The organism is Kitasatospora sp. NPDC101155 (genome assembly GCF_044768305.1).
In the GTDB taxonomy this organism is placed as follows: Bacteria; Actinomycetota; Actinomycetes; order Streptomycetales; family Streptomycetaceae; genus Kitasatospora.
Genome location: NZ_JBIWPN010000008.1, coordinates 1 through 24,223, shown reverse-complemented (window position 1 = coordinate 24,223; position 24,223 = coordinate 1). Strand labels below are relative to the sequence as shown.

Annotated in this window: 7 protein-coding genes; 2 read left to right on the top strand and 5 right to left on the bottom strand. The window is 74.3% G+C overall.

Annotation, left to right across the window (positions count from 1 at the left end):
- Nucleotides 1-34: 34 nt before the first annotated feature.
- Nucleotides 35-1,270, top strand: coding sequence for a hypothetical protein (locus ACIRYZ_RS14175; RefSeq protein WP_402943465.1), 1,236 nt, complete (start codon nt 35-37; stop codon nt 1,268-1,270).
- Nucleotides 1,271-2,706: 1,436 nt separating this feature from the next.
- Here ACIRYZ_RS14175 and ACIRYZ_RS14170 read toward each other — a convergent pair.
- Nucleotides 2,707-2,841, bottom strand: a complete 135-nt coding sequence (locus ACIRYZ_RS14170; RefSeq protein WP_402943462.1) for a hypothetical protein — start codon at nt 2,839-2,841, stop codon at nt 2,707-2,709.
- 158 nt (nt 2,842-2,999) lie between these two features.
- On the opposite strand from ACIRYZ_RS14170, the gene ACIRYZ_RS14165 reads away from it, so the two are divergent.
- Nucleotides 3,000-5,438 carry an AAA family ATPase gene (locus tag ACIRYZ_RS14165; protein ID WP_402943459.1) on the top strand — a complete coding sequence of 813 codons (2,439 nt, stop codon included), beginning with the start codon at nt 3,000-3,002 and terminating at the stop codon, nt 5,436-5,438.
- Between the two features lie 45 nt (nt 5,439-5,483).
- Here the strand turns inward: ACIRYZ_RS14165 and ACIRYZ_RS14160 are convergent, their stop codons facing one another.
- The 4 genes from ACIRYZ_RS14160 to ACIRYZ_RS14145 form a co-directional block, all read right to left on the bottom strand.
- Complete coding sequence (locus ACIRYZ_RS14160; protein ID WP_402943456.1) at nt 5,484-6,551, bottom strand: arylcarboxylate reductase; 1,068 nt, start codon at nt 6,549-6,551, stop codon at nt 5,484-5,486.
- Between the two features lie 56 nt (nt 6,552-6,607).
- Complete coding sequence (locus ACIRYZ_RS14155; RefSeq protein ID WP_402944033.1) at nt 6,608-16,912, bottom strand: SDR family NAD(P)-dependent oxidoreductase; 10,305 nt, start codon at nt 16,910-16,912, stop codon at nt 6,608-6,610.
- A gap of 62 nt (nt 16,913-16,974) precedes the next feature.
- A complete protein-coding gene (locus tag ACIRYZ_RS14150) occupies nt 16,975-21,387 on the bottom strand; it encodes a type I polyketide synthase (protein ID WP_402944031.1) in 4,413 nt (1,470 codons plus the stop codon).
- A 56-nt stretch (nt 21,388-21,443) separates the two neighbouring features.
- The coding region (locus ACIRYZ_RS14145; RefSeq protein WP_402943453.1) for a type I polyketide synthase at nt 21,444-24,223 on the bottom strand (2,780 nt) is incomplete at its 5' end.

Here is a 24,223-nt window from a genome sequence, read left to right as displayed (position 1 = left end):
CAACCTGATCGCGGACGCCGCGGCGGTTGCCCCGGTGCTGGTGCTCGCCGACGACGTGCAGTGGCTCGACGACGCCACCGTCAGCATCCTGGCGTTCATGGCGCGCCGAGTCGGCACCGAGCCGGTGGTGATGGTGGGAGCCGCTCGGGACGGCTACCGGTCACGCCTGAACCCCGACGAGATGACCACCGTGCTGCTCGAGCCGCTGTCCGACGACGAGGCGACCGTGCTGCTCGCGGACCGGGTCCCGCACTTGCGCCCCACCGCCCACCGGCGGCTGCTCGCCGCCGCGGCCGGCAATCCGCTGGCGCTGACAGAACTGTCGAGCGCGGTGGGTGCCGCCGATCCGCAGCTCGCCGAGATCCCGCTCACCGAGCGGCTCGAGCGCGCCTTCACCGACCGGCTCAGGATGCTGCCGGAGGCCACCCGCAGCCTGCTGCAGGTCGCCGCCCTGGATGACGCCTCCTCACTTCCGGAGATCTACTGTGCGACCGGGGTGTTCACGGGCGCGGCCGTCGGTGCGGCCGACCTGGAGCCGGCCGTCCGGGCCCGCCTGGTCGAAGTCGTCGGGACCGAGCTGCGCTTCGGACATCCGCTGATGCGGTCGGCGATCGAGCAGGCGATGGCGGCCGACGTCCGGCACGCCGCGCACGCCGCGCTCGCCGCGGTGCTCGAAGGCCAGCCGGATCGGCAGGTGCGGCACCGCGCCGCCACCGGTACCCCCGACGAGTCCGTCGCCGTCGCCCTGCAGGACGCGGCGCGACGGGCCGCCCGGCGCGGCGGCATCGCCGCGGCCGTCACCGCGCTGGAACAGGCCGCCGCACTCAGCGAGGACGTCGGCCGACGTGCCGAACGCCTGTTGCTGGCAGCCGATTTCGCCGCCGAACCGGGCCGGCCGGAGACCGTGACGAGGCTGCTGGACCGGGCCCTGACCGGCCGGTTGTCCCGGCAGCAGCACGCCAGGGCGGTGTGGCTGCGCGGCGCCTGCGACGAAGGGCTGCACAGCCACTCCTCCGGCGCCCTCTCGCTCACGGCCCTGGCGCAGGAGATGGCCGCCGAGGAACCGGTGCTCGCGCTGCGGATCCTGTGGAGTGCGGCCCAGCTCTGCTTCTGGTCCGACCCGGGCCCCGAGGTCCGGCGCGAGGTCCTGGCGGCCGTCGAGCGCATGGTGACGGACGAACTGGATCCGTGGCGGCTGGCCATCTGCGCCTACGCCGCGCCGATCGAACGCGGCGCGTACGTCCTGAACCGGGCCCGGGCAGCGGAGTGAGGCCCTATTCCCTCTCTGTCGTCCGGGTCGAGCTCTGGGGGCCGGCGAGGATGTTCAGAGCGCAGTGACGCTCCATCGCGTCCTGTGAATCAAAGAATCGTTCCAGCGCTAGCCATGGATAGCATGGTAATGATGCTATCTGTCCATGGATTGTGTGACCAGTGGGGTCTCTGGCGAGTCAAGTGGGTTAGCGCTGGGCGGCCTGCACGCTTCGGCCTCAGCGCTGTGACTGTCGCTTCGTCGCCCGCGATCAGGCGAGCCGGGCGGCGCTCGCCGGTTGGGCGGATACGCCCGGTCCTGTCAGTGGGTGTGCTTAGTCTTCCTGCGCGACCCGGAACGTCAGGATAGGACGGAGCATGCCGGAAGTGGGACTGTCGAGTGGTCAGGCCGGCGCGGGCAGCCTCTCGCGCGACGCGGTGCCCTTGGGGCCGTGGGCAGGTGCGCAGGTCGCGCTGTGGGCGAAGGTGCAAAGGGCCCTGGAGGGGCGGCTGCCAGTGATGCTGGCGGCAGCGTGGGTGTTGAGCGGCAAGACCCCACGGAAGCATCAGGATCGGTACAACGCTTTCCTTGCCGTACTCGAGGGCGAATTCGACTCCCGCGGCATCACCCCGGTAATCGGCTCAAGGCTCTACGTGAATCAGGGGACACGTCCACGATGGTTGGAGGAGATCGCCACCGGAGGGGCGCCGAACTGCCCCCGACCGGCCGTCGTCGAGGCTCGACTGGCAGCTCCATGGTTTCGGCAACGGCTTCATGGACGGCGGTCTGACCCGCGAGCAGTTCCTGCCTGCGCTGCGCATGGCGTGGGACGGCGTGGAGGCGCGGACGCTCAAGCGGGGTGGACGGAGGAGGGAAGCGTAACGAGCGAGGCCTGATAGTGAGGGCCGCTACCAGCGGCGGGGGATGGGGTGCTGGGGGCTGCCGACGAGGTAGTTGGTGAGAGCGGCCCCGGCGTCGGCCGGGTGGCGGATGCTGGGATGCCCCCCGCCGCAGGCCGGATGAGGTTCTCGGCAAGGCAGTGTTGGCGGCTGCCGCTGGTCCCGTTCTGGCGGACACCGGAACTGACGCTCAATCGAACAATTCCTCCACAATATCCCGTCCGGCGCCCCCCTCCCCGTCGAGGCCGACGACCAGTGGGACTTCGCCCATGGTCGCCGGCCGGACGGCGCGCTGATGGTGACTCAGAACACACCGCCCGGGTGAAGAAGAACGGTGCCCCTGGGTGCAGTGGCCACGTTGGCGAAGAGCGGGGGCGGGGTGTTCCCCCCGAAGGCCAGTGATGACGGCGTCAAGCATCGAATGTGATGGTCAATCAACTGTCTCGTACGGAAGGCGCGCAGTGTCGTGGAAGCATGACAAGGATTGATCGCCCCTGGTTAGTGGCGAGGTGGTCCAAAGTCGGATCTCCCGTGGAGGGCGATGACGAGGTAGGCTGCTCAACTGTGCTCGGGGGAGATGTAGATCAGCGACTTGCGCAGTGCAGGCATATCTTTCGCCAGGATGCCAGAAAGATACCGCAGGCTTGGATCGTGCATGGCCTCGGGATTTCCAGGCAAATGAAGATTGACCACGAACTGATGCAAAGCGCAACAGAAATCGTCCGCCAGTGGATCCTCATTCTCAGTTTCAGTGAGTCGGCGAACGGTGACGCACCATGCTGTGGAGCGACCATGCCGACCGGCGGTCCCGTAGGAATTTGCTCGCACACTTACTGATTGAACGGGTAGTCATGCAGCTCATCGAACGCGGAAGCGTTTTCGCCGAATTGAACCGCCTGCTCACGTCGAGTAGAAAAGGAACAGGTCATGCGGCAGTGCTCAGCGGGCCGATCAGTAGCGGGAAGACGGAACTCCTGAACATGCTCGCCGAGCATGCCGTGGGAAACGACGTGCTATTTCTCAGCGCCATCGGGTCGCGGATGGAGCAGGATATTCCGCTTGGTGTGGTGACCCAGCTCTTCGAACCCGTCTCGCTGCCGTTCGAGCTGCGGGACGAGGTGCGCGGGATCCTGGAGGAGGCGGACGATCCCTTCGACAACCGGGTGCTGCAGCAACTCACGTCGGTACTGGCAAGACTGGCGGTCGATCGGATCGTTCTGATCGGGGTCGACGACATCCACCACGCCGATGCGGCGTCGTTGCAGTTCTTCCTCTGGCTCTCGCGCCGGCTCCGATCGATTCCGACGCTGCTGCTCTTCACCGACCAGGAGCAAGGTAGCAGTGGCTACATGGAGTTCCGGGCGGAGTTGCTCCGCGGCAAGCTGAGCACCCGGATAGCACTGGCGCCGCTCAGTCCGGCGGGGGTCGCCGACTTGCTCAACTCCGGATTGGAGGCCCAGGTCGGGCACCGGCTGAGCCGGGCCTGCTACGAATTCAGCGGAGGGAACCCGCTGCTCGCCCGGGCGCTGATCGAGGACAACCTGGGCACCGGCGTCGAGTCGGAGGGGCCGATCGCGGGGAGCGCCTACGGGCGGGCCATCCTGGAGTGCGTCCGGCGCTGTGCGCTGGACCACGCGCTCGACGTCGCGCGGGGTCTGGCAGCGCTCGGCGAGCACGCCACGCCGACGCTGCTCACCGCGCTGCTCGCGGTCAACTCCTTTACGGTCGCCCAGGTCATGGAGACCCTCACCCAGGCGGGGATCCTGGCGGACGGGCGGTTCCGGCACCCGCGGGCCCGGCTGGCGCTGCTGAACGACATGACCCCCGCGGACCACGCCTCGCTCCACCTGCGGGCGGCCTCGACCGCGTACAGCTGCGGTCTGCCGCTGATTCCGGTCGCCCAGTTCCTGCTGGCCGCGAACGACCACGGCGATCCGTGGGCCGACGAGGTGCTCTGTAAGGCGGCGGAAGCCGCGCTGGGGCAGGGACAGGTGTCCTTCGCGATCCAATGCCTGCAATTGGCAGGCGGAACCACGGCGGATTCCGAGCCGCACCCTGAGATAACCGCGAACCTGGCGGCGGCGGAATGGCGGGTCTCGCCGATGACGGCCGCCCGGCGGCACAGCCAGTTGATCGCGGCCGCGCAGGACGGTCAGCTTTCCGATTACCGCACCGAAGAGTTGATCAGGGGTCTGCTCTGGGACGGCCGGATGGATGAGGGGGTGAGCATCGTTGAGCGGCTGGTGCAGCGCAGCAGCGAGCCCTCGCCCGGATTCTTCGCCTGGCTCCAGGTCTCCTATCCGGATTTGATCGCGCGCTTGCCGCCGGAGTCGCTGCCCGCCACCCTTCAGTCGACCCAGGCGGCACCGGATCCGGCGGAACTACTGCTGGCGAAATCCTTGATGGTGGGGAGATTCGCGGACGTGGCGCGGCTTGCCGACCAGTTCCTGCAGAACACCCCGCTGGACGACCGGACCGTCGATTCGGTGGAATCTGCGGTGCTCGCCCTGGCCTATTCGAACCACATCAGCCAGGCCGCCTCCTGGTGCGATCTGCTCCTGGTCCGGATGACCGAACTCAACGCCCCCGCCTGGCAGGCGAGATTCGCTGCGGTGCGTTCGGACATCGCCCTGCGGCAGGGGGACCCGGAACGGGCAGAGCAATTCGCGGACATGGCGTTGGCGTGCATACCGCTGCCGAGTTGGGGCGTGGTCGCCGGCGTGCCGCTGGCGAGCATGATCCGGGCCGCGACTGCGCGCGGCGACCACGATACGGCCGCGAAGTGGCTGACCCGGCCGGTCCCGGCGGCGATGTTCCAGACCCGGTTCGGGCTGATGTACCAATATGCCCGCGGAGAGCACTATCTGGCAACCGGCCGGGCGGAGCTGGCGTTCGAAGACTTCCTTGCCTGCGGCCGCCGTCTGCATCAGTGGGGGTTCGCCCCGTCAGTGCTCCTACCCGGCCATGCTTCGGTCACCACGGCCATGGGCTGGCTCGGCGGCACGGTCCTCACGCACTCGAACAAGCAGGCGCTGGCCGAGCAACTGGTGCGAGCCCAACCCGAACCGTCGGTCGTGGTCGAAGAAACCAGGGAGCCGGCCGCGATCCTCAGCGGTGCCGAGTACCGGGTGGCCGAGTTGGCCTCAGCGGGGCACAGCAACCGGGAGATCTCCCGCAAGCTCTACATCGCGACCAGCACGGTCGAGCAGCACCTGACCCGGGCCTACCGGAAGCTGAAGGTGCAGAACCGCCACCAGCTCTCCCAGGCGCTGCTGCGGCAGACCTCCTGATCCGATCGCACCAGGGGTCCCCCGGCCGGACCCGGCACCGCGCGCTCAGTAGATGCCCTCCGGCACGGCCCGGGCGTTCTGCAGCGGGCGCACATTGGCGACCGCGTCCAACGGCCAGGCGCCGCCGGCGTCGTGGCGGACGGCCGCGTCCCGTTCAAGGATGTTCGGCAAGAACAGGTCGTCGTGCAGCACGGTCAGCCGGACCTGGCCGGTCTGGCCGTACTCCACCATGCGGGTCCAGTCCCCGGGGTCCACCACGGTGTGGGTGACCTGCGGATAGGTGGACAGGTAGGGGATCAGCTCGCCGTCGCCGACCACTGGCAGGGCGAGCCCGTTGCCGAAGGTGTTGCCGTACATGGTGACCACCACCCCGTCCGGCATCGCCGCCGTGAACGAGCGGTACATGGCCGCGGTGACGTGGGTGCCGCTGAGCCGGACCCCGCGCAGCCGGGCCACCAGCTCCGGCTGCTTGCGGATCAGCGCCTGGAGCAGCGCCGGCGTGGACATCAGGTAGTCCACCTGCTGGCTGCGCAGGATCGAGGCGATCTGCTCCAGGACGTGGTCGGTGTACTCCTGGGCCTCCTTCATCCGCCCGGTCCGGACGAGGCGCTTGACCCACCGGGGGTCGAAGTCCACCCCGTACACCCGGGAGTCGTAGTGCTCCACGAGGTGCCAGCTCCGGTGGCCGATCAGGTGCGGTCCGGTCGGGGTCGCCTGCAGCCAGCTGCGCCCGGGCTGGAAGCCCTCGCGCGGCAGCGCCCAGCGCAGCCAGGTGGCCCGATTGCGCAGCATCGGCTCGGTGTAGAAGACCCGGCACGGGCTGCCCGTGGTACCTCCGGACTCCCAGACCTTGCCGGCCAGCGGGCGCGGCACGGCCTGCGGCACCAGGTCCGCCGGGTCCAGCTCGCGCAGCTCCTCCATCGGGAACGGCCCGAAGGCGCACAGGTCCTCATAGCGGGTGACGTCCATCGGGTGGAACGGCAGCTCGGCCGCCCGGCGCAGCCAGTAGGGGCTGCCGCCCACCGGGTCGAAGTGGCGGCGGACGACGCGCCGGGTCCAGGTGTCCAAGTCCTGCGCCAGCAGCTCGTCGACGCTCTCATCGGCCAGAAGCACGGGAAGTCCTCCAAAGCGGTATCGGTGGGGCAACGGGAACGGGGTCGGCCCGGCGGTCAAGAGGAGGGACGCAGCCACGCGTTGACGGCTGCCGCGGTCTGCTCGGCGTGCTCCATCATCAGCGTGAAGTGGTCACCGGGTACGTCGATCGTGGCGTGCGGCAGCGACCAGGTGGCCTGCCACGCCTCGGCCGGGTCGCTCGAGGCCACGCCACCGGCCCGCTCGGAGGCGCGCACCAGCAGGGTGGGCGCGGCCAACTCGGCCGGCCGCCAGCCGCCGAACAGGCCGAAGTAGCCGAACATCGCGGTCAGTCGGGTGTCGGTCATCGGACCGACCTTGCGTTCGTCGTCCAGGGAGGTGGCCTCCAGGGCGGGCAGGATGAATTCGGTCGAGGCGCTGCCCGGCTCGTAGGTGTCCAGCAGCACCAGGGCGGTGACCGGCGCGCCCAGCCGCTCCAGCTCGGCGGCCAGCAGGTGGGCGACGGTGCCGCCGGAGGAGCGGCCGACCAGCACGAACGGTGTGTCGCCCAGGCCCCGGCGGACGATCGCGGCCAGGTGGCCGGTCAGCACCTCCGGGTCGGCCGGCAGCGGCTCCCCGGCCGCGAAGCCCGGGTAGGAGAGCGACCAGAGGTCGCGCTTGCCGCGGAACGCGGTGGCCAGCTGGGTGAACTCGTGGATGCCGCCGAACACCGTGGTCGAGGGCAGGCAGACCAGTGCCGGTGCGTCCCCGGCACCGGCGCAGAGCCGGACCAGCTCGCCGGGCCCGACCTCCTCGGGGGAGGAGAAGGTGCGGCGCAGCCGGGAGGCGGCCTGCAGAAGCATCCGGCCCTCCTCGAACTTGCCCTGCTCGCAGGCGATCCGGTAGAGGTCGGCGATCCCGCCGGGGCCCTGTTCGGCCTCGGCGTCCGGCAGTGTCGGGCCCAGTCGGGCCGTCAACTCCTCGGCCAGGGCGGCGAAGGTCGGGTGGTCGAAGATCATCGTGGCACCCAGCCGCAGGCCGGTGACCGCGGCCAGGCGGTTACGCAGCTCCACGGACATCAGCGAGTCGAAGCCCAGCTCGCCGAAGGCGGCCGCGTCGGCGATCGCCTCCGGGCCGGTGTGGCCGAGCACCCGGGCGGTCTCCGCCAGCACCAGCCGCAGTACCAGCTCGCGCTGCTCGGGCCAGGCCAGCCCGGCCAGCCGCTCGCGCAGCGCTGCGGAGTCGGCGGCCGGATCGGCCGCCACCGTGCGCCGGGGCGCAGCGGTGCCGCGGAAGAGCGTCGGCACCGGCCCGTCGGCCGGCCTCCGGGAGAGCTCCAGCCGGACCGGAACCAGCGCCGCAGGCTCCGTCGTGCGAGCCAGGTCGAAGAGGTCCAGCGCCTGCTCCGGGGTGAGGGCGGCGCCACCTCGGGTGGCGTCGCCCCGGGCGGCCAGCGCGCCGGCCATCCCGTCGGCCGTGTCCCACATGCCCCAGGCCAGCGACCGGGCCGGCAGCCCGCGGGTACGCCGGTACTCGGCCAGGCCGTCCAGGAAGGTGTTCGCCGCGGCGTAGTTGCCCTGGCCCGGGTTGCCCATCACCCCGGACATGGAGGAGAAGAGCACGAAGTCGGTGAGTTCGAGGTGCTCGGTGAGCTCGTGCAGGTTCCAGGCGGCGTCCACCTTGGGCCGCAGCACCGCGTCCAGCTGCTCGGCGGTCAGCGCGGTGACCACGCCGTCGTCGAGCACGCCGGCGATGTGCACCACGGCGGTCACCCGGTGGGCGGCGAGCAGCCGGGCCAGCGCCTCGCGGTTGGCGACGTCGCACGCCACCAGTTCCGCGTGGGCGCCCAACTCGGCGATTTCCTCCAGGAGTTCGGTGGCGCCAGGGGCGTCGGTGCCGCGTCGGCCGACCAGCAGCAGGTGCCGGACGTCGTGCTCGACCACCAGGTGGCGCACGGTGTACCGGCCCAGGGCGCCGGTCGCGCCGGTCACCAGCACGGCGCCGCTCGGGTCCCAGGCCGGCTGGACCGGGTCGGCGGCGAGGCGCACCGGGCTCAGCCGGGGTGCCAGCAGTGCCTCGCCACGTACCGCCAGTTGGTGCTCGTCCGCCGCGGCCGCGGTCGCCAGGGCGGCGGGCAGCGCCTCGTAGCCGTCGGTGTCCAGATCCACCAGCAGGATCCGGCCCGGGTGTTCGGACTGGGCGGTGCGGACCAGGCCCCAGACGGCGGCGCCGGCCAGGTCCTCGGCCTCGCCGACCGCGCCCCGGGTCAGCACCACGAGCTGGGAGCGGTCGAACGTGTCGTCGGCCAGCCAGGCCTGGAGCGTCTCGAGTGCCTGGTGCACGGCGGCGCGGACCGCTTCGGGGCCGGCGGCGCCTGGGCCGGTGAAGGGCAGCAGCACCACCGGCGGGGCGGGCACGCCGGCCCGCACCGCGCAGGCCGCCTCAGCCAGGTCGGCGTAGCGGAACAGCGGCAGGCCGGCCGGCAGCGGTCCGGAGCCGAGTACCGCCCAGGGCTCGGTCGACCGGACCGACGCGGTGACCGGCACCGGCACCCAGTCCAGCCGGAGCAGCGAGCCGGGCCGGTCCGCCGGGGCGACCTGCTGCGCTGTCATCTGGCGCATCACCAGGGACTCCACGGTGGCGACCGGGCCGCCGGTGTGGTCGGCCAGGTGCAGGGCCAGGCCCGACCCGCCGGGGGCGAGCCGCACCCGCAGCGCGGTGGCGCCGGTGGCGTGCAGCGTGACCCCGGACCAGGCGAACGGGACGCCGGACGGGTCGGTCGCCGCCGGGTCCATGCCGACCGCCTGCAGCGCCGCGTCGAACAGCGCCGGGTGCAGGCCGAAGCCGGTCACGTCGGTTTCGGGCAGCTGGAGCTCGGCGAACAGCTCGGCGTCCCGGCGCCAGAGCGCGCGCACCGCGCGGAACGGGCCGCCGTAGTCCAGGCCCCACTCGGCGAACCGCTGGTAGCCGCCTTCGATCGGCAGCGGCTCGGCCCCCGGCGGCGGCCAGGCGGCGAGCTCAGCGGCCGGGCGGGTACCAGCCGGGGCGAGCAGGCCGGTCGCCAGCCGCTGCCAGGGCTGCTCGGCCGGAGCCGCCTCCGGTCGGGCGTAGACGTTCACCGTGCGGCGGTCGGCTTCGTCCGGTGCGCCGAGGGCGACCTGCACTGCCACCGCGCCACGCTCGGGCAGCAGCAGCGGCGCCTCCAGGGTCAGCTCCTCGATCCGCTCGCAGCCCACCTGGGCGGCGGCGTGCAGCACCATCTCGACCTGCCCGGTGCCGGGGAAGAGCGCCCGGCCGGCCACCGAGTGGCCGGACAGCCAGGGCTGGCGGTCCAGGGAGAGCGTTCCGGTGCAGAGGAACCCGCCCGAGTCCGGCAGCGCCACGGCTGCGCCGAGCAGCGGGTGACCGTCGGCGGCCAGGCCCACAGCGGCCACGTCGGCCGCCGAGCCGGCGCGGGCGGTGGGCCAGAACCGCTGGTGCTGGAACGGGTAGGTGGGCAGGTCCACCAGGTGGCCGGCGGGCCGGTGGACGGCGGGCCAGTCGATCCCGGTGCCGGCGGTGTGCAGCGTGCCGAGCGCGCCGAACAGCGTCGCGGTCTCCGGGCGGTCCTTGCGCTGGGTGGCGGCGAACCGGGCGGCCTGCGGGTCGGGGACGCACTCCTCGGCCAGCGCGGTGAGGGTGCCGTCCGGGCCGACCTCCAGGTAGCTGGTCACCCCGTGCTCGGCCAGGGTGGCGACGCCCTCGGCGAAGCGCACCGTGCCGCGCACGTGCTCGACCCAGTACTCCGGGGTGGCGATGCGCTCGTCGGCGAGCCGGCCGGTGACGTTGGACACCACCGGGATCCGCGGCTGGCCGAAGGTCAACCCGGCCAGGGCCTCGGCGAATTCGGCCAGCATCGGCTCCATCAGCGCGGAGTGGAAGGCGTGGCTGACCCGCAGCCTCTTGGTCCGGCGCCCCTGTTCGGCGAGCGCGGCCCCGGCGGCCTCGACCGCCTCCGCCGTGCCGGAGAGCACCACGGCCCGGGGGCCGTTGACCGCGGCCAGGCTCAGCTCCTTCCCGGGCCCGGCCAGCAGCTCGGCCAGCTCGGCCTCGCCCGCCTGCACGGCGAGCATCGCGCCGCCGGCCGGCAGCTGCTGCATCAGCCGGGCCCGGGCACTGACCAGCGCGGCCGCGTCCGGCAGGTCGAGCACCCCGGCCACGTGGGCCGCGGCGATCTCGCCGACCGAGTGGCCCAGCAGGTAGTCGGGGCGCACGCCCCAGGACTCCAGCAGCCGGAACAGCGCCACCTCGATTGCGAACAGGGCGAGTTGGGCGTAGCCGGTCTGGTCGAGCGAGTCGGCGTCCGGCGAGCCCGCCGGGGCCAGCAGCACGGACCGCACGTCAGAGTCGAGCTGGGCGCAGACCTCGTCCAGGGCGGCGGCGTAGACCGGGAAGGCCGCGTACAGCTCCTGGCCCATGGCGGCGCGCTGCGAGCCCTGACCGGAGAAGAGCACGGCCAGTCGGCCCTCGCCGGCCCGGCCCTGCACCAGTCCGGGTTCGGCCTGGTCCTCGGCCAGCCCGGTCAGCGCCTGCAGCAGCCCGTCCCGGTCCTCAGCGGCGATCGCCGCGCGGTGCTCGAATGCCGTGCGGCCCACGGCGAGCGACCGGGACAGCGCGGGCAGCGGCAGCTCCGGCTGGTCGGCGAGGAAGCCGAGCAGGCCGCGTGCCTGTGCGCGCAGCGCCTCCCGGCTGCGGGCGGAGAGCAGGAAGGGCGGGACCGGGGCCGCCGGGTCGGCGGTGGGTGACTCGTCCGCCGGCGCCTGCTCCAGCACCAGGTGGGCGTTGGTGCCGCTGATGCCGAAGGCGGAGACGCCGGCCCGGCGAGGGCGGCCGGTCTCCGGCCAGTCCAGTTGCTCGGTGAGCAGCTCGACCGAGCCGGCCGTCCAGTCCACGTGGGTGGACGGCCGGTCCACGTGCAGGGTGCGCGGAAGCACGCCGTGCCGCAGCGCCTGCACCATCTTGATCACGCCGGCCGCGCCGGCCGCGGCCTGGGTGTGGCCGATGTTGGACTTGATCGAGCCGAGCAGCAGCGGCCGTTCGCGGTCCTGGCCGTAGGTGGCCAGCAGCGCCTGGGCCTCGATCGGGTCGCCGAGGGTGGTGCCGGTGCCGTGCGCCTCGACGGCGTCGATGTCCTGCGGGGTGAGCGCGGCGTTGGCCAGGGCCTGGCGGATCACCCGCTGCTGGGAGGGACCGTTGGGCGCGGTGAGGCCGTTGGAGGCGCCGTCCTGGTTGATCGCGCTGCCGCGGATCACCGCCAGCACCGGGTGCCCGTTGCGCCGGGCGTCGCTCAGCCGCTCCAGCACCAGCATGCCGGCGCCCTCGCCCCAGCCGGTGCCGTCGGCCGCGTCCGCGAAGGCTTTGCAACGACCGTTGCCGGCCAGGCCGTTCTGCCGCTCGAACTCGGCGAAGGCCACCGGGGTGGTCATCACCGCGACGCCGCCGGCCAGCGCCAGCGAGACTTCGCCGGCGCGCAGCGAGGCGGCCGCGGTGTGCATCGCGACCAGCGCCGAGGAGCAGCCGGTGTCGATGGTCAGCGCCGGCCCCTCCAGGCCCAGGGTGTAGGAGATCCGACCGGAGATGACGCTGCCGGAGTTACCGCTGATCGCGAAGCCGTCGTCGGCCTGGGTGGAGGTGGCGAGCAGCGTGGTGTAGTCCATCGAGGAGGCGCCGGCCAGCACCGCGGTCGGGCTGCCGGCCAGGCCGGCAGGATCGATGCCGGCCCGCTCCAGCGCCTCCCAGGCCACCTCCAGCAGCAGCCGCTGCTGCGGGTCCGTCGACATCGCCTCACGCGGCGAGATGCCGAAGAACGCCGCGTCGAACTCGGCCGCCTCGTGCACGAAGCCGCCGACCCCGTCGGCCTGCCAGCCGCGGTCGGTGGGGAAGCCGCCGACCGCGTCGGTGCCGGAGAGCACCAGCTCCCACAGGTCCTCCGGGGAGCGCACCTCGCCGGGGAACCGGCAGGCCATCCCGATGACGGCGATCGGTTCGTCGCTCCCCGCGGCGGCCTGGACCACGGTCGGCTGCTCCGCCTGCTCCAGTAGCCGGGCCGTCAGATGGTGGGCCAGCTCGGCGGGCGTGGGGTAGTCGAAGACCACCGCGCCGGAAAGCTTGAGGCCGGTCGCCGCGGTGAGCCGGTTGCGGAACTCCACCGCCAGCACCGAGTCGAAGCCCAACTCGCGGAACGCCCGGCGGGCGTGCAGCGCGTCCGGGCCGTCATGGCCGAGGACGGCCGCCGCCTCGGTGCGCACCAGGTCCAGCACCAGCTGCTCGGGGTCGCCGGCCTCGGCCAGCCGCCGGCGCAGCGCCGCGAGCCGCGGGTCCGCCGCCGTCTCGGGCACCTCGGCGGCCGTGGCGGCGACCTCGGCCAGGTCCTCGATCAGCGGGCGGCGGCGGGCCATCGCATAGGTCGGGGCGAACCGCTCCCAGTCCATGCTGGCCACGGTCAACGCCGTCTCGTCGTGGTCCAGCGCCTGCTGCAGCACCTGCAGCGCGGCGTGCGGGGCCATCGCGCCGACGCCGCGACGGCGCAGCTCGTGCTCGGCCTCGGCGCCGAGCATGCCACCGCCGGCCCAGCCGCCCCAGGCCACCGAGGTGGCCGGCTCGCCGCGGTCGCGACGCTGTCGGGCCAGGCCGTCCAGGTAGGCGTTGGCCGCGGCGTAGGCAGCCTGGCCGGCGCCGCCCCACACGGCCGCGCCGGAGGAGAAGAGCACGAAGGCGTCCAGCTCCTGACCGGCCAGCAGCTCGTCCAGGTGGCGGGCGCCCGCCACCTTGGCGGCGGCGACGGCGTCGAACTCGGCCGCGGTCAGCTCGGTCAGCGGGCCGGAGGCGGTCACCCCGGCGGCGTGGAAGACCGCCGTGACCGGGCCGACCTGGGCCAGCAGCTCGGCCAGCGCCGCCCGGTCCGCCACGTCGCAGGCCGCCACGGTGAGCCGACAGCCGGTTTCCTCCAGCTCGCCCGTCAGCTCGGCCACGCCGGCCGCCTGCGGACCGCGGCGGCTGGTCAGCACCACGTGCTCGGCGCCGCCGGCGGCCAGCCAGCGGGCCAGGTGACCGCCGATCGCCCCGGTGCCTCCGGTGATCAGAACGGTGCCGCGCGGGCGCCACTCGCGGGGCGCGGCGCGGTCCGGCAGCGGTGCCCGCACCAGCCGGCGCACCAGCGCACCCTCCGGTCGCAGCGCCAGCTGGTCCTCGCCGCCGGCACCGGCGAGCACAGCGCCGAGCCGGGCCAGCGCCGGCTCGTCGAGCACGGGCGGCAGGTCGACCAGGCCGCCCCAGCGGTCGGGGAGTTCCAGACCGGCCACCAGGCCGAGGCCCCACAGCCCGGCCGGCTCGGCCAGCACCCGGTCGCCGGTGGCGGCCGCCACCGCGCCGCGGGTCAGCAGCCAGAGCGGCGCGGTCAGCCCCGCGTCGCCGAGCGCCTGCAGCAGCGTCAGCGCGGTCCGCGGATCCGGCCCGGCCGGGTGCAGCACGCCGGTGAACGGGCCGTGCTCGGCGGCCGACGCGCGCAGCGCCTCGGCCAGCGCCGTCCGGTCCGGGAGTCCGGTCGACACCGGCTCGGGCAGCGGCAGTTCGACCAACTCGGCGCCGTTCAGCGCCGGGCGCAGCTCCACGCCGTCGCCGACCAGCAGCCAGCGGCCGGCCGGCGTGCCCTGCGGCGCGGCCAGCGGCTTCCAGACCACCCGGTAGCGCCAGGAGTCCGTCGTGCGAGGCCGGTTGGCCGTGCTCTCCAACCAGAAGCGCCGGCGCTGGAAGGCGTAGGTCGGCAGCTCCACCTGCCGACCGCCGGCTGCCAGCGCCGCCCAGTCCACCCGGGCGCCGCGCACCCAGGCCTGCGCCAGCGCGGTGGCGAACCGGGCCGGGCCGCCCTCGTCGCGCCGCAGCGTGCCGAGCGCTACTGCCTCGGAGCCGGCCTCGTCCAGGGTGTCCTGCATCGCCGGGACCAGCACCGGGTGCGGGCCCACCTCGATCAGCAGGGTGCAGTCGTGCTCCAGCAGTGCGCGGGTGGCCTGCTGGAACGCCACGGGCTCGCGCAGGTTCCGGTACCAGTAGCCGGCGTCCAGGCTGACCGGGTCGATGGGGCCGCCGGTGACCGAGGAGAAGAACGCCACCTCGGTCGGGCGGGGCGCCACCGGCGCCAGCGCCTCCAGCAGCTGTTCGCGGACCGGCTCCACCCAGACCGAGTGCGAGGCGAAGGCCGCCGGGATGCGTCGGGCCCGGACCCCGTCGGCCTGGCACTCGGCCAGCAGCTCGTCCAGCGCCGCCGGCTCACCGGCCACCACCGTGGCGGACGGCCCGTTCACCCCCGCCACCGACAGCCGCTCGCCCCAGCGGGCCAGCCGCTCGCGCAGCTGCTCGACCGGCAGGGCCACCGAGGCCATGTGGCCCTTGCCGGCCAGCTCGCGGGCGCCCAGCCTGCTGCGCAGCGCCACGATCCGGGCGCCGTCGGCCAGCGAGAGCGCGCCGGCCACGCAGGCGGCGGCGATCTCGCCCTGGCTGGTGCCGACCACCGCGACCGGCTCCACCCCGCAGGCCCGCCACAGCTCGGCCAGCGAGACCATCACCGCCCACAGCACCGGCTGCAGCACGTCCACCTGCTCCAGCAGCGCCGGATCGCCGATCGCCTCGGTCAGCGACCAGTCCCCGTACGGGGCCAGCGCCTCGGCGCACTCGGCCATCCGAGCGGCGAACACCGGCGAGGACTCCAGCAGTTCCAGCGCCATGCCGGCCCACTGCCCGCCCTGGCCGGGGAAGACGAAGGCCACCCGGGGCCGCGGGTCGGCCACGCCCTCGACGACGCCTGCCGCCGGGACCGCGCCGGCCACGCCGGCCAGCCCCTCCGGGTCCAGCACCACCGCGCGGTGCGGCAGTCGGGCCCGGCCGACGGCCAGCGACCGGGCCACGTCCAGCGGCGCCAGGCCGTCGGTGGCCTCCAGCAGCCGGGCCGCCTGCGCGCGCAGCCCGGCGTCGGAGGCGCCCGAGACCACCCACGGGGTGACGCCGCGCACGGGCGGCTCGGCGGCCTGCGGCGCCGGCCCGGCGACCGGCGGCTCCTCCAGGATCAGGTGCGCGTTGGTGCCGCTCACCCCGAAGGAGGAGACGCCGACCCGGCGCACCCGCTCGGTCCGCGGCCAGGACCGCTCCTCGGTCAGCAGCTCCACCGAGCCGGCCGACCAGTCGATCTGCTCCGAGGGCCGGTCCACGTGCAGGGTCCGCGGCAGCGTCTCGTGCCGCAGCGCCATCACCATCTTGATCACGCCGGCCACCCCGGCTGCCGCCTGGGTGTGCCCGAGGTTCGACTTCACCGAGCCGAGTAGCAGCGGCGCGCGCCGGTCCTGGCCGTAGGTGGCCAGCAGGGCCTGGGCCTCGATCGGGTCGCCGAGCTTGGTGCCGGTGCCGTGCGCCTCCACCACGTCCACGTCGGCGGGCGCCAGCTGGGAGGCGGCCAGCGCCTGACGGATCACCCGGCGCTGGGACGGGCCGTTGGGCGCGGTCAGGCCGCTGGAGGCGCCGTCCTGGTTGACGGCGCTGCCGCGGATCACCGCCAGCACCGGGTGCCCGTTGCGCTCGGCGTCACTCAACCGCTCCAGCAGCAGCAGGCCGACGCCCTCGCCCCAGCCAGTGCCGTCGGCCGCGTCGGCGAACGCCCGGCAGCGGCCGTCGGGTGCCACCGCGCCCTGCCGGGTGAACTCCACGAACGAGCCCGGCGTCGACATCACGGCCACCCCGCCGGCCAGCGCCAGCGTCGACTCACCGTTGCGCAGCGCCTGGGCGGCCAGGTGGATCGCCACCAGCGAGGAGGAGCAGGCCGTGTCCACCGTGACGGCCGGGCCCTCCAGACCCAGCACGTAGGAGATCCGGCCGGAGGCCACGCTGGCCGAACTGCCGAGGCCCAGGTAGCCCTCGACGGATTCCGGCACCGACTGCAGCCGGGTCGCGTAGTCGCTGAAGTTGACGCCGGCGAAGACGCCGGTGCTGCTGCCGCGCACCTCCGCCGGGTCGATGCCGGCCCGCTCGAAGGCCTCCCAGGCGGTCTCCAGCAGCAGCCGCTGCTGCGGGTCCATGGCCAGCGCCTCGCGCGGCGAGATCCCGAAGAACTCCGGGTCGAACTCGGCGGCGTTGTGCAGGAAGCCGCCGCCGAGCCGGCGCTCCGGATCGTTCGCGTAGAGGTCGTCCAGGTCCCAGCCGCGATCGGAGGGGAAGCCGGTGATCGCGTCACGGCCGTCGGCGACCAGCCGCCACAGGTCGTCCGGCGACGCGATGCCGCCGGCGTAGCGGCAGCTCATCGAGACGATGGCGATCGGCTCGTGCCGCTCGGCCTCGACCTCCTGGAGCTTGGTGCGGGTTTGGCCCAGCTCGGTGGTCACCAGCTTGAGGTAGTCCAGGAGCTTCTGTTCGTTTGCCATGGGGGAGTGCCCTCGCGTGGTAGTTAGCTGAGTCCAAGGTCCTTGTTGATGAACTCGAACATCTGGTCCGCCGTGGCGGCCTCGAAGTCGAGTGCGTCAACGGACGAGTCGGCCGTCTGTCGGTCGGTCCAGGCCGTGAGCAGGTCCCGCAGCCGGGCGGTGACCGTCGCGGCGAGGTCCACCCGCGGGTCCAGCTCGGACAGCCGGTCGGCGATCTCGTCGAGCTGTCGGAGCACCGGCTCGGCGGTTGCCGCGGCCTGCTCCGGGCGGAGCTGCTCCAGCAGGTGGGCGGCCAGCTCCGACGGGGTCGGGTAGTCGAACATCAAGGTCGCCGGGAGGCGCAGCCCGCTGGCCGCGCCCAGGCTGTTGCGCAGCTCGACCGCGCTGAGCGAGTTGAGCCCGAGTTCCAGGAAGCCGCGGCCCGTCTCGACCTGGTCGGCCGACGGGTGGCCGAGCGCGGCGGCGGTGTGGTCGCGGATCAGGTTCAGTACGGCCCGTTCCTGCTCCGGGCCCGGGAGCTCGGCCAGCCGGGCGAGGAAGGCGTCGGCCCGCCCGCCCGGCTCGGCCTCGGCGCGGGCCAGGCCGCGCAGCAGCGGCGGCAGCAGGTCCGCCGGGGTCCGGAGCAGCGCGGGCGCGAACTTCACCGGCAGCAGCACCGCCTCCGGCCGGGCCAACGCGGCGTCCAGCAGCGTCAGGCCCTCCGGGGTAGTCAGCCCGAGCAGGCCGGAGCGGGCCATGCGGGAGCGCTCGGCCTCGCCGAGCCGCCCGGTCATCCCGGTCTCCTCGGCCCACAGGCCCCAGGCCAGCGAGACGGCAGGCCGGCCGGCGGCGCGGCGCTGCTGCGCCAGTGCGTCCAGGCAGGCGTTGGCCGCCGCGTAGTTGGCCTGGCCGGGGCCGCCGAGGGTGCCGGCGGCGGAGGAGAAGAGCACGAAGACGGCCGGCTCGGCCTCCCGGGTCAGCTCGTCCAGGTGGACGGCCGCGTTCGCCTTGGGGGCGAAGACCCGGTCGATCCGCCCCGGTGTCAGCGCCTCGACCACGCCGTCGTCCACCACACCCGCGCAGTGGAAGACGCCGGTGAGGGGGTGCTCGGGCGCGATGCCGTCGAGCAGGCCGCGCAGCGCCGCGCGGTCGGAGACGTCCGCGGCGGCGATGGTTGCCTCGGCGCCCGCCTCGGCCAGGTCGGCGCGGAGCGCCTCGACGCCCTCGGCCGCCTCGCCGCGGCGGCTGACCAGCAGCAGGTGCCGGACGCTGTGACGCCGTGCCAGGTGACGGGCCACCAGCGCGCCCAGTCCGCTGGTGCCACCGGTGACCAGCACAGTGCCGTCCGGGTCGAACGGGCTCGGCGTCTCCTCGGCCGGGCCGGCCTCGGCCAGGCGCGGTATGAGGAATCGGCCCTGACGCAGCGCCAGCTGCGGTTCCTCGGCGGCCGCCGCAGCGGCCAGCAAGGCCGGGTCGGGGTCGGCCCGGTCGGAGTCGAGCAGCACGAAGCGGTCCGGGTGCTCCGCCTGGGCCGCGCGCAGCAGGCCCCAGGCGGCGGCTCCGGCCGGGTCGGCCAGGTCCCCGTCGCGGGCGGCCATCGCGCCGTGGGTGAGCACCACCGGGAGCGGACCGGCCGCCGGACCGGCCGCGAGCAGCCCGCGCACCAGCTCCAGGGCGGCGACGGTGGTGCCGGCCGGGTCCTTCAGCTCGCGGTGCGGGACGGTGAGCACCTGCGGCGCCTCGCCTGCCGCAGGCGTCGGCACCTCGACCCAGTCCAGCCGAAACAGCGCGTCGCCGGCCTCGGCGGCCCGCGCCGGTGCGGCCAGCCAGAACCGCTGGTGCTGGAACGGGTAGGTGGGCAGCGCGACCTGCCGCGCGCCGGTCCCGGCGAAGACGGTCGGCCAGTCCACCCGCACCCCGCGCACGTGCAGCCGGGCCAGCGCCTCGATGGCGCCCGGGCCTTCGGCACGGTCGTGCCGCACCGCGGCGACGGCGGCGATCGGCTCCCCGTCGCCGCAGTTGGCCGCGACCGTGCCGGCCAGTCGGCCGTCCGGGCCCAGTTCGAGCACGGTGCCGACGCCGACTGCGGCCAGCACCCGGACGCCGTCCCCGAACCGGACGGTCTCCCGGACGTGCCGCACCCAGTACTCGGCCGAGCAGAGCTCCGCCGGGTCGGCCGGCTTCCCGGTGAGGTTGGAGGCGATCGGGATCCGCGGCGGGTGGAAGGCCAGCGTCCCGGCGATCCGGCCGAACTCGGCCAGCATCGGCTCCATCAGCGGCGAGTGGAAGGCGTGGCTGACCGGCAGCCGGGTGGTCCTGGCGAATCGCGCGGCGACCGCCAGCACGGCCTCCTCCTCGCCGGAGACCACCACCGCGGTCGGCCCGTTCACCGCCGCCAGGCTGACCCGCTCGTCCAGCAGCGGCAGCACCTCGGCCTCGGTGGCCCGGATGGCCACCATGGCCCCGCCGGCAGGCAGCGCCTGCATCAGCGCGCCGCGCGCGGCGACCAGGGTGCAGGCGTCGGGCAGCGAGAGCACCCCGGCGACGTGGGCCGCCGTCAGCTCGCCGATCGAGTGGCCGATCAGCAGGTCCGGCACCACCCCCCAGGACTCGAAGAGCCGGTGCAGCGCCACCTCGAAGGCGAACAGCGCGGCCTGGGTGCAGGCGGTCTGGTTCAGCCGGGCGGCCTTGGCCGTGCCCTCGGCGGCGAACAGCACCTCGCGCAGTGGCTGGTCGAGGTGCGGGTCCAGCTCGGCCGCGACCTCGTCCAGCGCCGCGGCGAAGGCCGGGAACGCCGCGTACAGCTCGCGACCCATGCCAGGCCGCTGCGAGCCCTGTCCGGAGAAGAGGAAGGCGAGCGAGCCGCTGCCCGTGCTCCCTGAGCTGACCCCGGCCCAGGCCTCGCCCGCGGCCACGGCGGCCAGGCCGGCCAGCAGCTGTTCCCGGTCCGCGGCTACCACGGCGGCCCGGTGCTCCCAGGCCGTGCGGGTGGCCGTCAGCGAGTGGGCCAGGTCGACCAGCCGCAGCTCTGGGTCGGCCTCGACGGCCGCCCGGACCCGCTCGGCCTGGGCGCGCACCGCCGGTTCGGTCCGGCCCGACAACAGCACGGGAACGGCCGGGAGTTCGGCCCCGGCCGCGGGCTCCTCGGCAGGCCGGGACGGGGACTCCTCCAGGATCACGTGGGCGTTGGTGCCGCTGATCCCGAACGAGGAGACCCCGGCCCGGCGGGGGCGGCCGGTCTGAGGCCACGGCCGCTGCTCGGTCAGCAGCTCCACCGCGCCCTCGGACCAGTCCACGTGCGGGGTCGGCGTGTCCACGTGCAGCGTCTTCGGGAGCAGGCCGTGCCGCATGGCCAGCACCATCTTGATCACTCCGGCCACGCCGGAAGCCGCCTGGGTGTGGCCGATGTTGGACTTCACCGAGCCGAGCAGCAGCGGCTGTTCGCGGTCCTGGCCGTACGTGGCGAGCAGGGCCTGGGCCTCGATCGGGTCGCCGAGGGCGGTGCCGGTGCCGTGCGCCTCGACCGCGTCCACCTCACCGGCCGTCAGCTCGGCGTTGGACAGTGCCTGGCGGATCACCCGCTGCTGGGCCGGGCCGTTGGGTGCGGTCAGGCCGTTGCTGGCGCCGTCGGAGTTGACGGCGCTGCCGCGGACCAGGGCGAGCACCTGGTGCCCGTTGCGCTGGGCGTCGCTGAGGCGCTCCAGCAGCAGCACGCCGACGCCCTCGCCCCAGCCGGTGCCGTCGGCCGCCGCGGCGAAGGCCTTGCAGCGGCCGTCGCTCGCCATCCCGCCCTGCTTGATGAACTCGCCGAACACACCTGGCGTGGAGAGCACCGAGACGCCACCCGCCAGCGCCAGCGAGCACTCCTCGTTGCGCAGCGCCTGGGCAGCCAGGTGAATCGCCACCAGGGAGGAGGAGCAGGCGGTGTCGATGGTCACCGCCGGCCCTTCCAGCCCGAGGGCGTAGGAGATCCGGCCGGAGAGCACGCTGCCCGAGGCGCCGGTGACCTGGTAGCCCTCGGCCTCCTCGGCGGCGGCCAGGACGGCGACGTACTCGTGCGGGGTGCCGCCGACGAAGACTCCGGTGCGGCTCTCCCCGAGCGTCCGGGGGTCGATGCCCGCGCGCTCCACCGCCTCCCACACCGTCTCCAGCAGCAGCCGCTGCTGCGGGTCCATGGCCAGCGCCTCCCGCGGGGAGATGCCGAAGAAGCCGGGATCGAAGTCACCCGCGTCGTACAGGAACCCGCCGACGTGGTCGTCGGGCTCGGGCACCTGCCAGCCGCGGTCGCGGGGCAGCGCGGAGAGCGTGTCCACGCCCTCGACCACCTGCGCCCACAGGCCCTCGGGCCCGTGCGTGCCGCCGGGGTAGCGGCAGGAGAGCCCGATGATCGCGATCGGCTCGCCGGTCCTGGCGGCCAACCGCTCGTTCTCCTGCCGCAGTTGTTCGTTGGTCAGCAGCGACGCCCGGAGGGCCTCGACCATCTTGTCCGTGGAAGTGTCCATGCGTCGTCGTCCTAACCTGCGGTGGAGTCGGTGCCGGCGGTGCCCAGCGCCAGCTGGATCAGGGCATCGGCGTCCATCGCCTTGATGTCGTCACTGCGGTCGGCCGGCTGCTGTGGCCGGGCGGCCGGCGCGGCCGATTCGGGTCGGGCCTCGGGGAAGAGCCGTTCGTGCAGCAGCCGGACCAGGGCGTCCGGCCGGGGGTAGTCGAAGACCACGGTGACCGGGAGCCGCAGGCCGGTCGCGGCGCCGAGCCGGTTGCGCAGCTCGACCGCGGTCAGCGAGTCGAAGCCCAGCTCCCGGAACGGCTTCTCCGGGTCCACCGCGCCGGCGTCGGGGTAGCCGAGCACCGAGGCGACCTGGCTCCGGACCAGTGCGCGCAGCTCCTGCTGCCGCTCCGCCGCGGTCAGTCCGGCCAGCCGGTGGCCCAGCCCGGCGGCCTGCGCCTCGGCCCCCACGACCCGGCGGGCGGGTACTCGGACCAGGCCGCGCAGCAGGGCCGGCAGGGCGCCGGTGGCCGCCTTGGCGCGCAGCGCCGCGAGGTCGAGTCGGACCGGCGCCAGCACCGCGCGGTCCGCCGCCAGCCCGAGGTCGAACCGGGCCAGGCCCTCAGCCGCGGACATCGCCATCGCGCCGCGGCCGGTGGCCCGCGCCATGTGCCCGTCGCCGACCTGGCCGGCCATGCCGCGCCGCTCCGCCCACAGGCCCCAGGCCAGCGAGAGGCCCGGCAGGCCCTGGGCCCTGCGGTGCTCGGCGAAGGCGTCCAGGAAGGCGTTGGCGGCCGCGTAGTTGCCCTGGCCGCCGCCGCCGAAGGTGCCCGCCACCGAGGAGAAGAGCACGAAGGCCGACAGCTCCAGACCGGCGGTCAGCTCGTGCAGGTTCAGCACCGCGTCCACCTTCGGCCGGTACACCCGGTCCACCTGCTCCGAGGTGAGCGAGGTGACCAGCGCGTCGTCGAAGACGCCGGCGCAGTGCACCACGGCGGTCAGCGGGTGCTCGGCCGGGATGCCGCCGAGCAGCGCGGCCACCTGCTCCCGGTCGGCCACGTCGCAGGCGGCCGCGGTCACCTCGGCGCCGGCCCCGGCCAGCTCGTCCCGCAGCTCGGCCGCGCCCTGCGCGGCCAGCCCGTTCCGGCTGACCAGCAGCAGCCGCCGCACGCCGTGACGCCGCACCAGGTGGCGGGCCACCAGCGCGCCCAGCCCGCCGGTGCCGCCGGTCACCAGCACGGTGCCGGCCGGCTCGCCCAGCGCCACCGGCACGGCCGGGGACGCCGCCTGCGCCCGGGCCAGCCGCGGCACCCGCACGGCGCCGGCCCGCAGCGCCAGCTGCGGCTCGCCGGTGGCGAGCGCCGCCGGCACCGTGCGCCAGGAGTCGGGGTGCCCGTCCAGGTCCAGCAGCACGAACCGGTCGGGGTGCTCGGCCTGGGCACAACGGACCAGGCCCCAGAGCGGGGCGGCGTCCAGGTCCACCGCCGGGTCGCCGTCACCGGTGACCACGGCGCCGGTGGTCGCCACGGCCAGCCGGGCGGCGGCGAACCGCTCGTCGCCGAGCCAGTCGCGCAGCTGCTCCAGCAACCGCCCGGTGGCCTCGCGGACGGAGGCGGCCCCGGCCGGGTGGTCGCCCGCGGCGATGGTGAGCAGGACCAGCTCGGGCCGGGGCGCCTGCCCCGCTGCCACCGCCTCGGCGAGTGCGGCCAGGCTGGGGTAGGCCGGCAGTGCGCTGCCGGCGGGCGCGGAGCCGATCAGCACCGGCCGCTCGGCCTTGGCCCGGTCCACCGCGAGGGGCACCCAGTCGAGCTGGTAGAGGCCGTCGGTGGGCGCGGCGGGCTGCAGCTGGTCGGGCGACATGGCGCGCAGCACCAGCGATTCGACGGCCGCGACCGGGGCGCCGGTGTGGTCGGCGAGCTGGACCGAGATCGCGTCCTCGCCCGCCGGGGCCAGCCGGACCCGCAGGGTGGCGGCTCCGGTGGCGTGCAGCGACACCCCGTTCCAGGCGAAGGGGCGCCGGCCGGCCGTGGCGCCGGGGAAGAACTCGCCGATGCTGACCAGGTGCAGGGCCGCGTCCAGCAGCGCAGGGTGCAGGCCGAAGCCCGGCTGCCGGTCGTCGAGCCGGACCTCGCCGAACATCTCGTCGGCGCGCCGCCAGGCCTGCCGCAGGCCCTGGAAGGCCGGCCCGAACTCCACGCCGGCCTCGGCCATCTGCGCGTACAGGTCGTCGAGCGGGACGGGGACCGCCCCGGCCGGCGGCCAGACGTCCAACTCCTCCGGCTCGGGTGGCAGTTCCTCACAGAGGGTGCCGGCGGCGTGCTGCAGCCAGGGGGCGCCGGGGGCGCCCGCGGGCCGGGAGTGCACGGCCAGGTTGCGCCGGCCCGAGGCGTCCGGGCCGCTGACGGTCAGCTGGAGGTCGACGGCGCTGGTCTCCGGCAGCACCAGCGGGGCCTGCAGGACCAGGTCCTCGACCTGCCGGCAGCCGACCTGGTCCGCGGCGTGCAGCGCCAGTTCGGCGAAGGCGCTGCCCGGCAGCAGGGTGGCGCCCAGCACGGTGTGGTCGGCCAGCCAGGGGTGGGTGTGCAGCGAGATCCGGCCGGTCAGCACCAGCCCGTCCGAGTCGGCGAGTTCGAGGCCGGCCAGCAGGAACGGGTGGTCGGGGGAGGCCAGTCCGGCGCCGGAGAGGTCGGTCGCCCCCGGCTCGCGGTCGATCCAGTAGCGCTGGCGCTGGAACGGGTAGGTCGGCAGGTCGATGGGGGCGGCGGCTGTGGGCAGCAGGTCGTGCCAGGCCACCTTGATGCCGTGGG

What these genes read in the sequence shown, in the direction of transcription:
- ACIRYZ_RS14165 (WP_402943459.1), top strand. Translation starts at nt 3,000, where the DNA reads ATGCAGCTCATCGAACGCGGAAGCGTTTTCGCCGAATTGAACCGCCTG.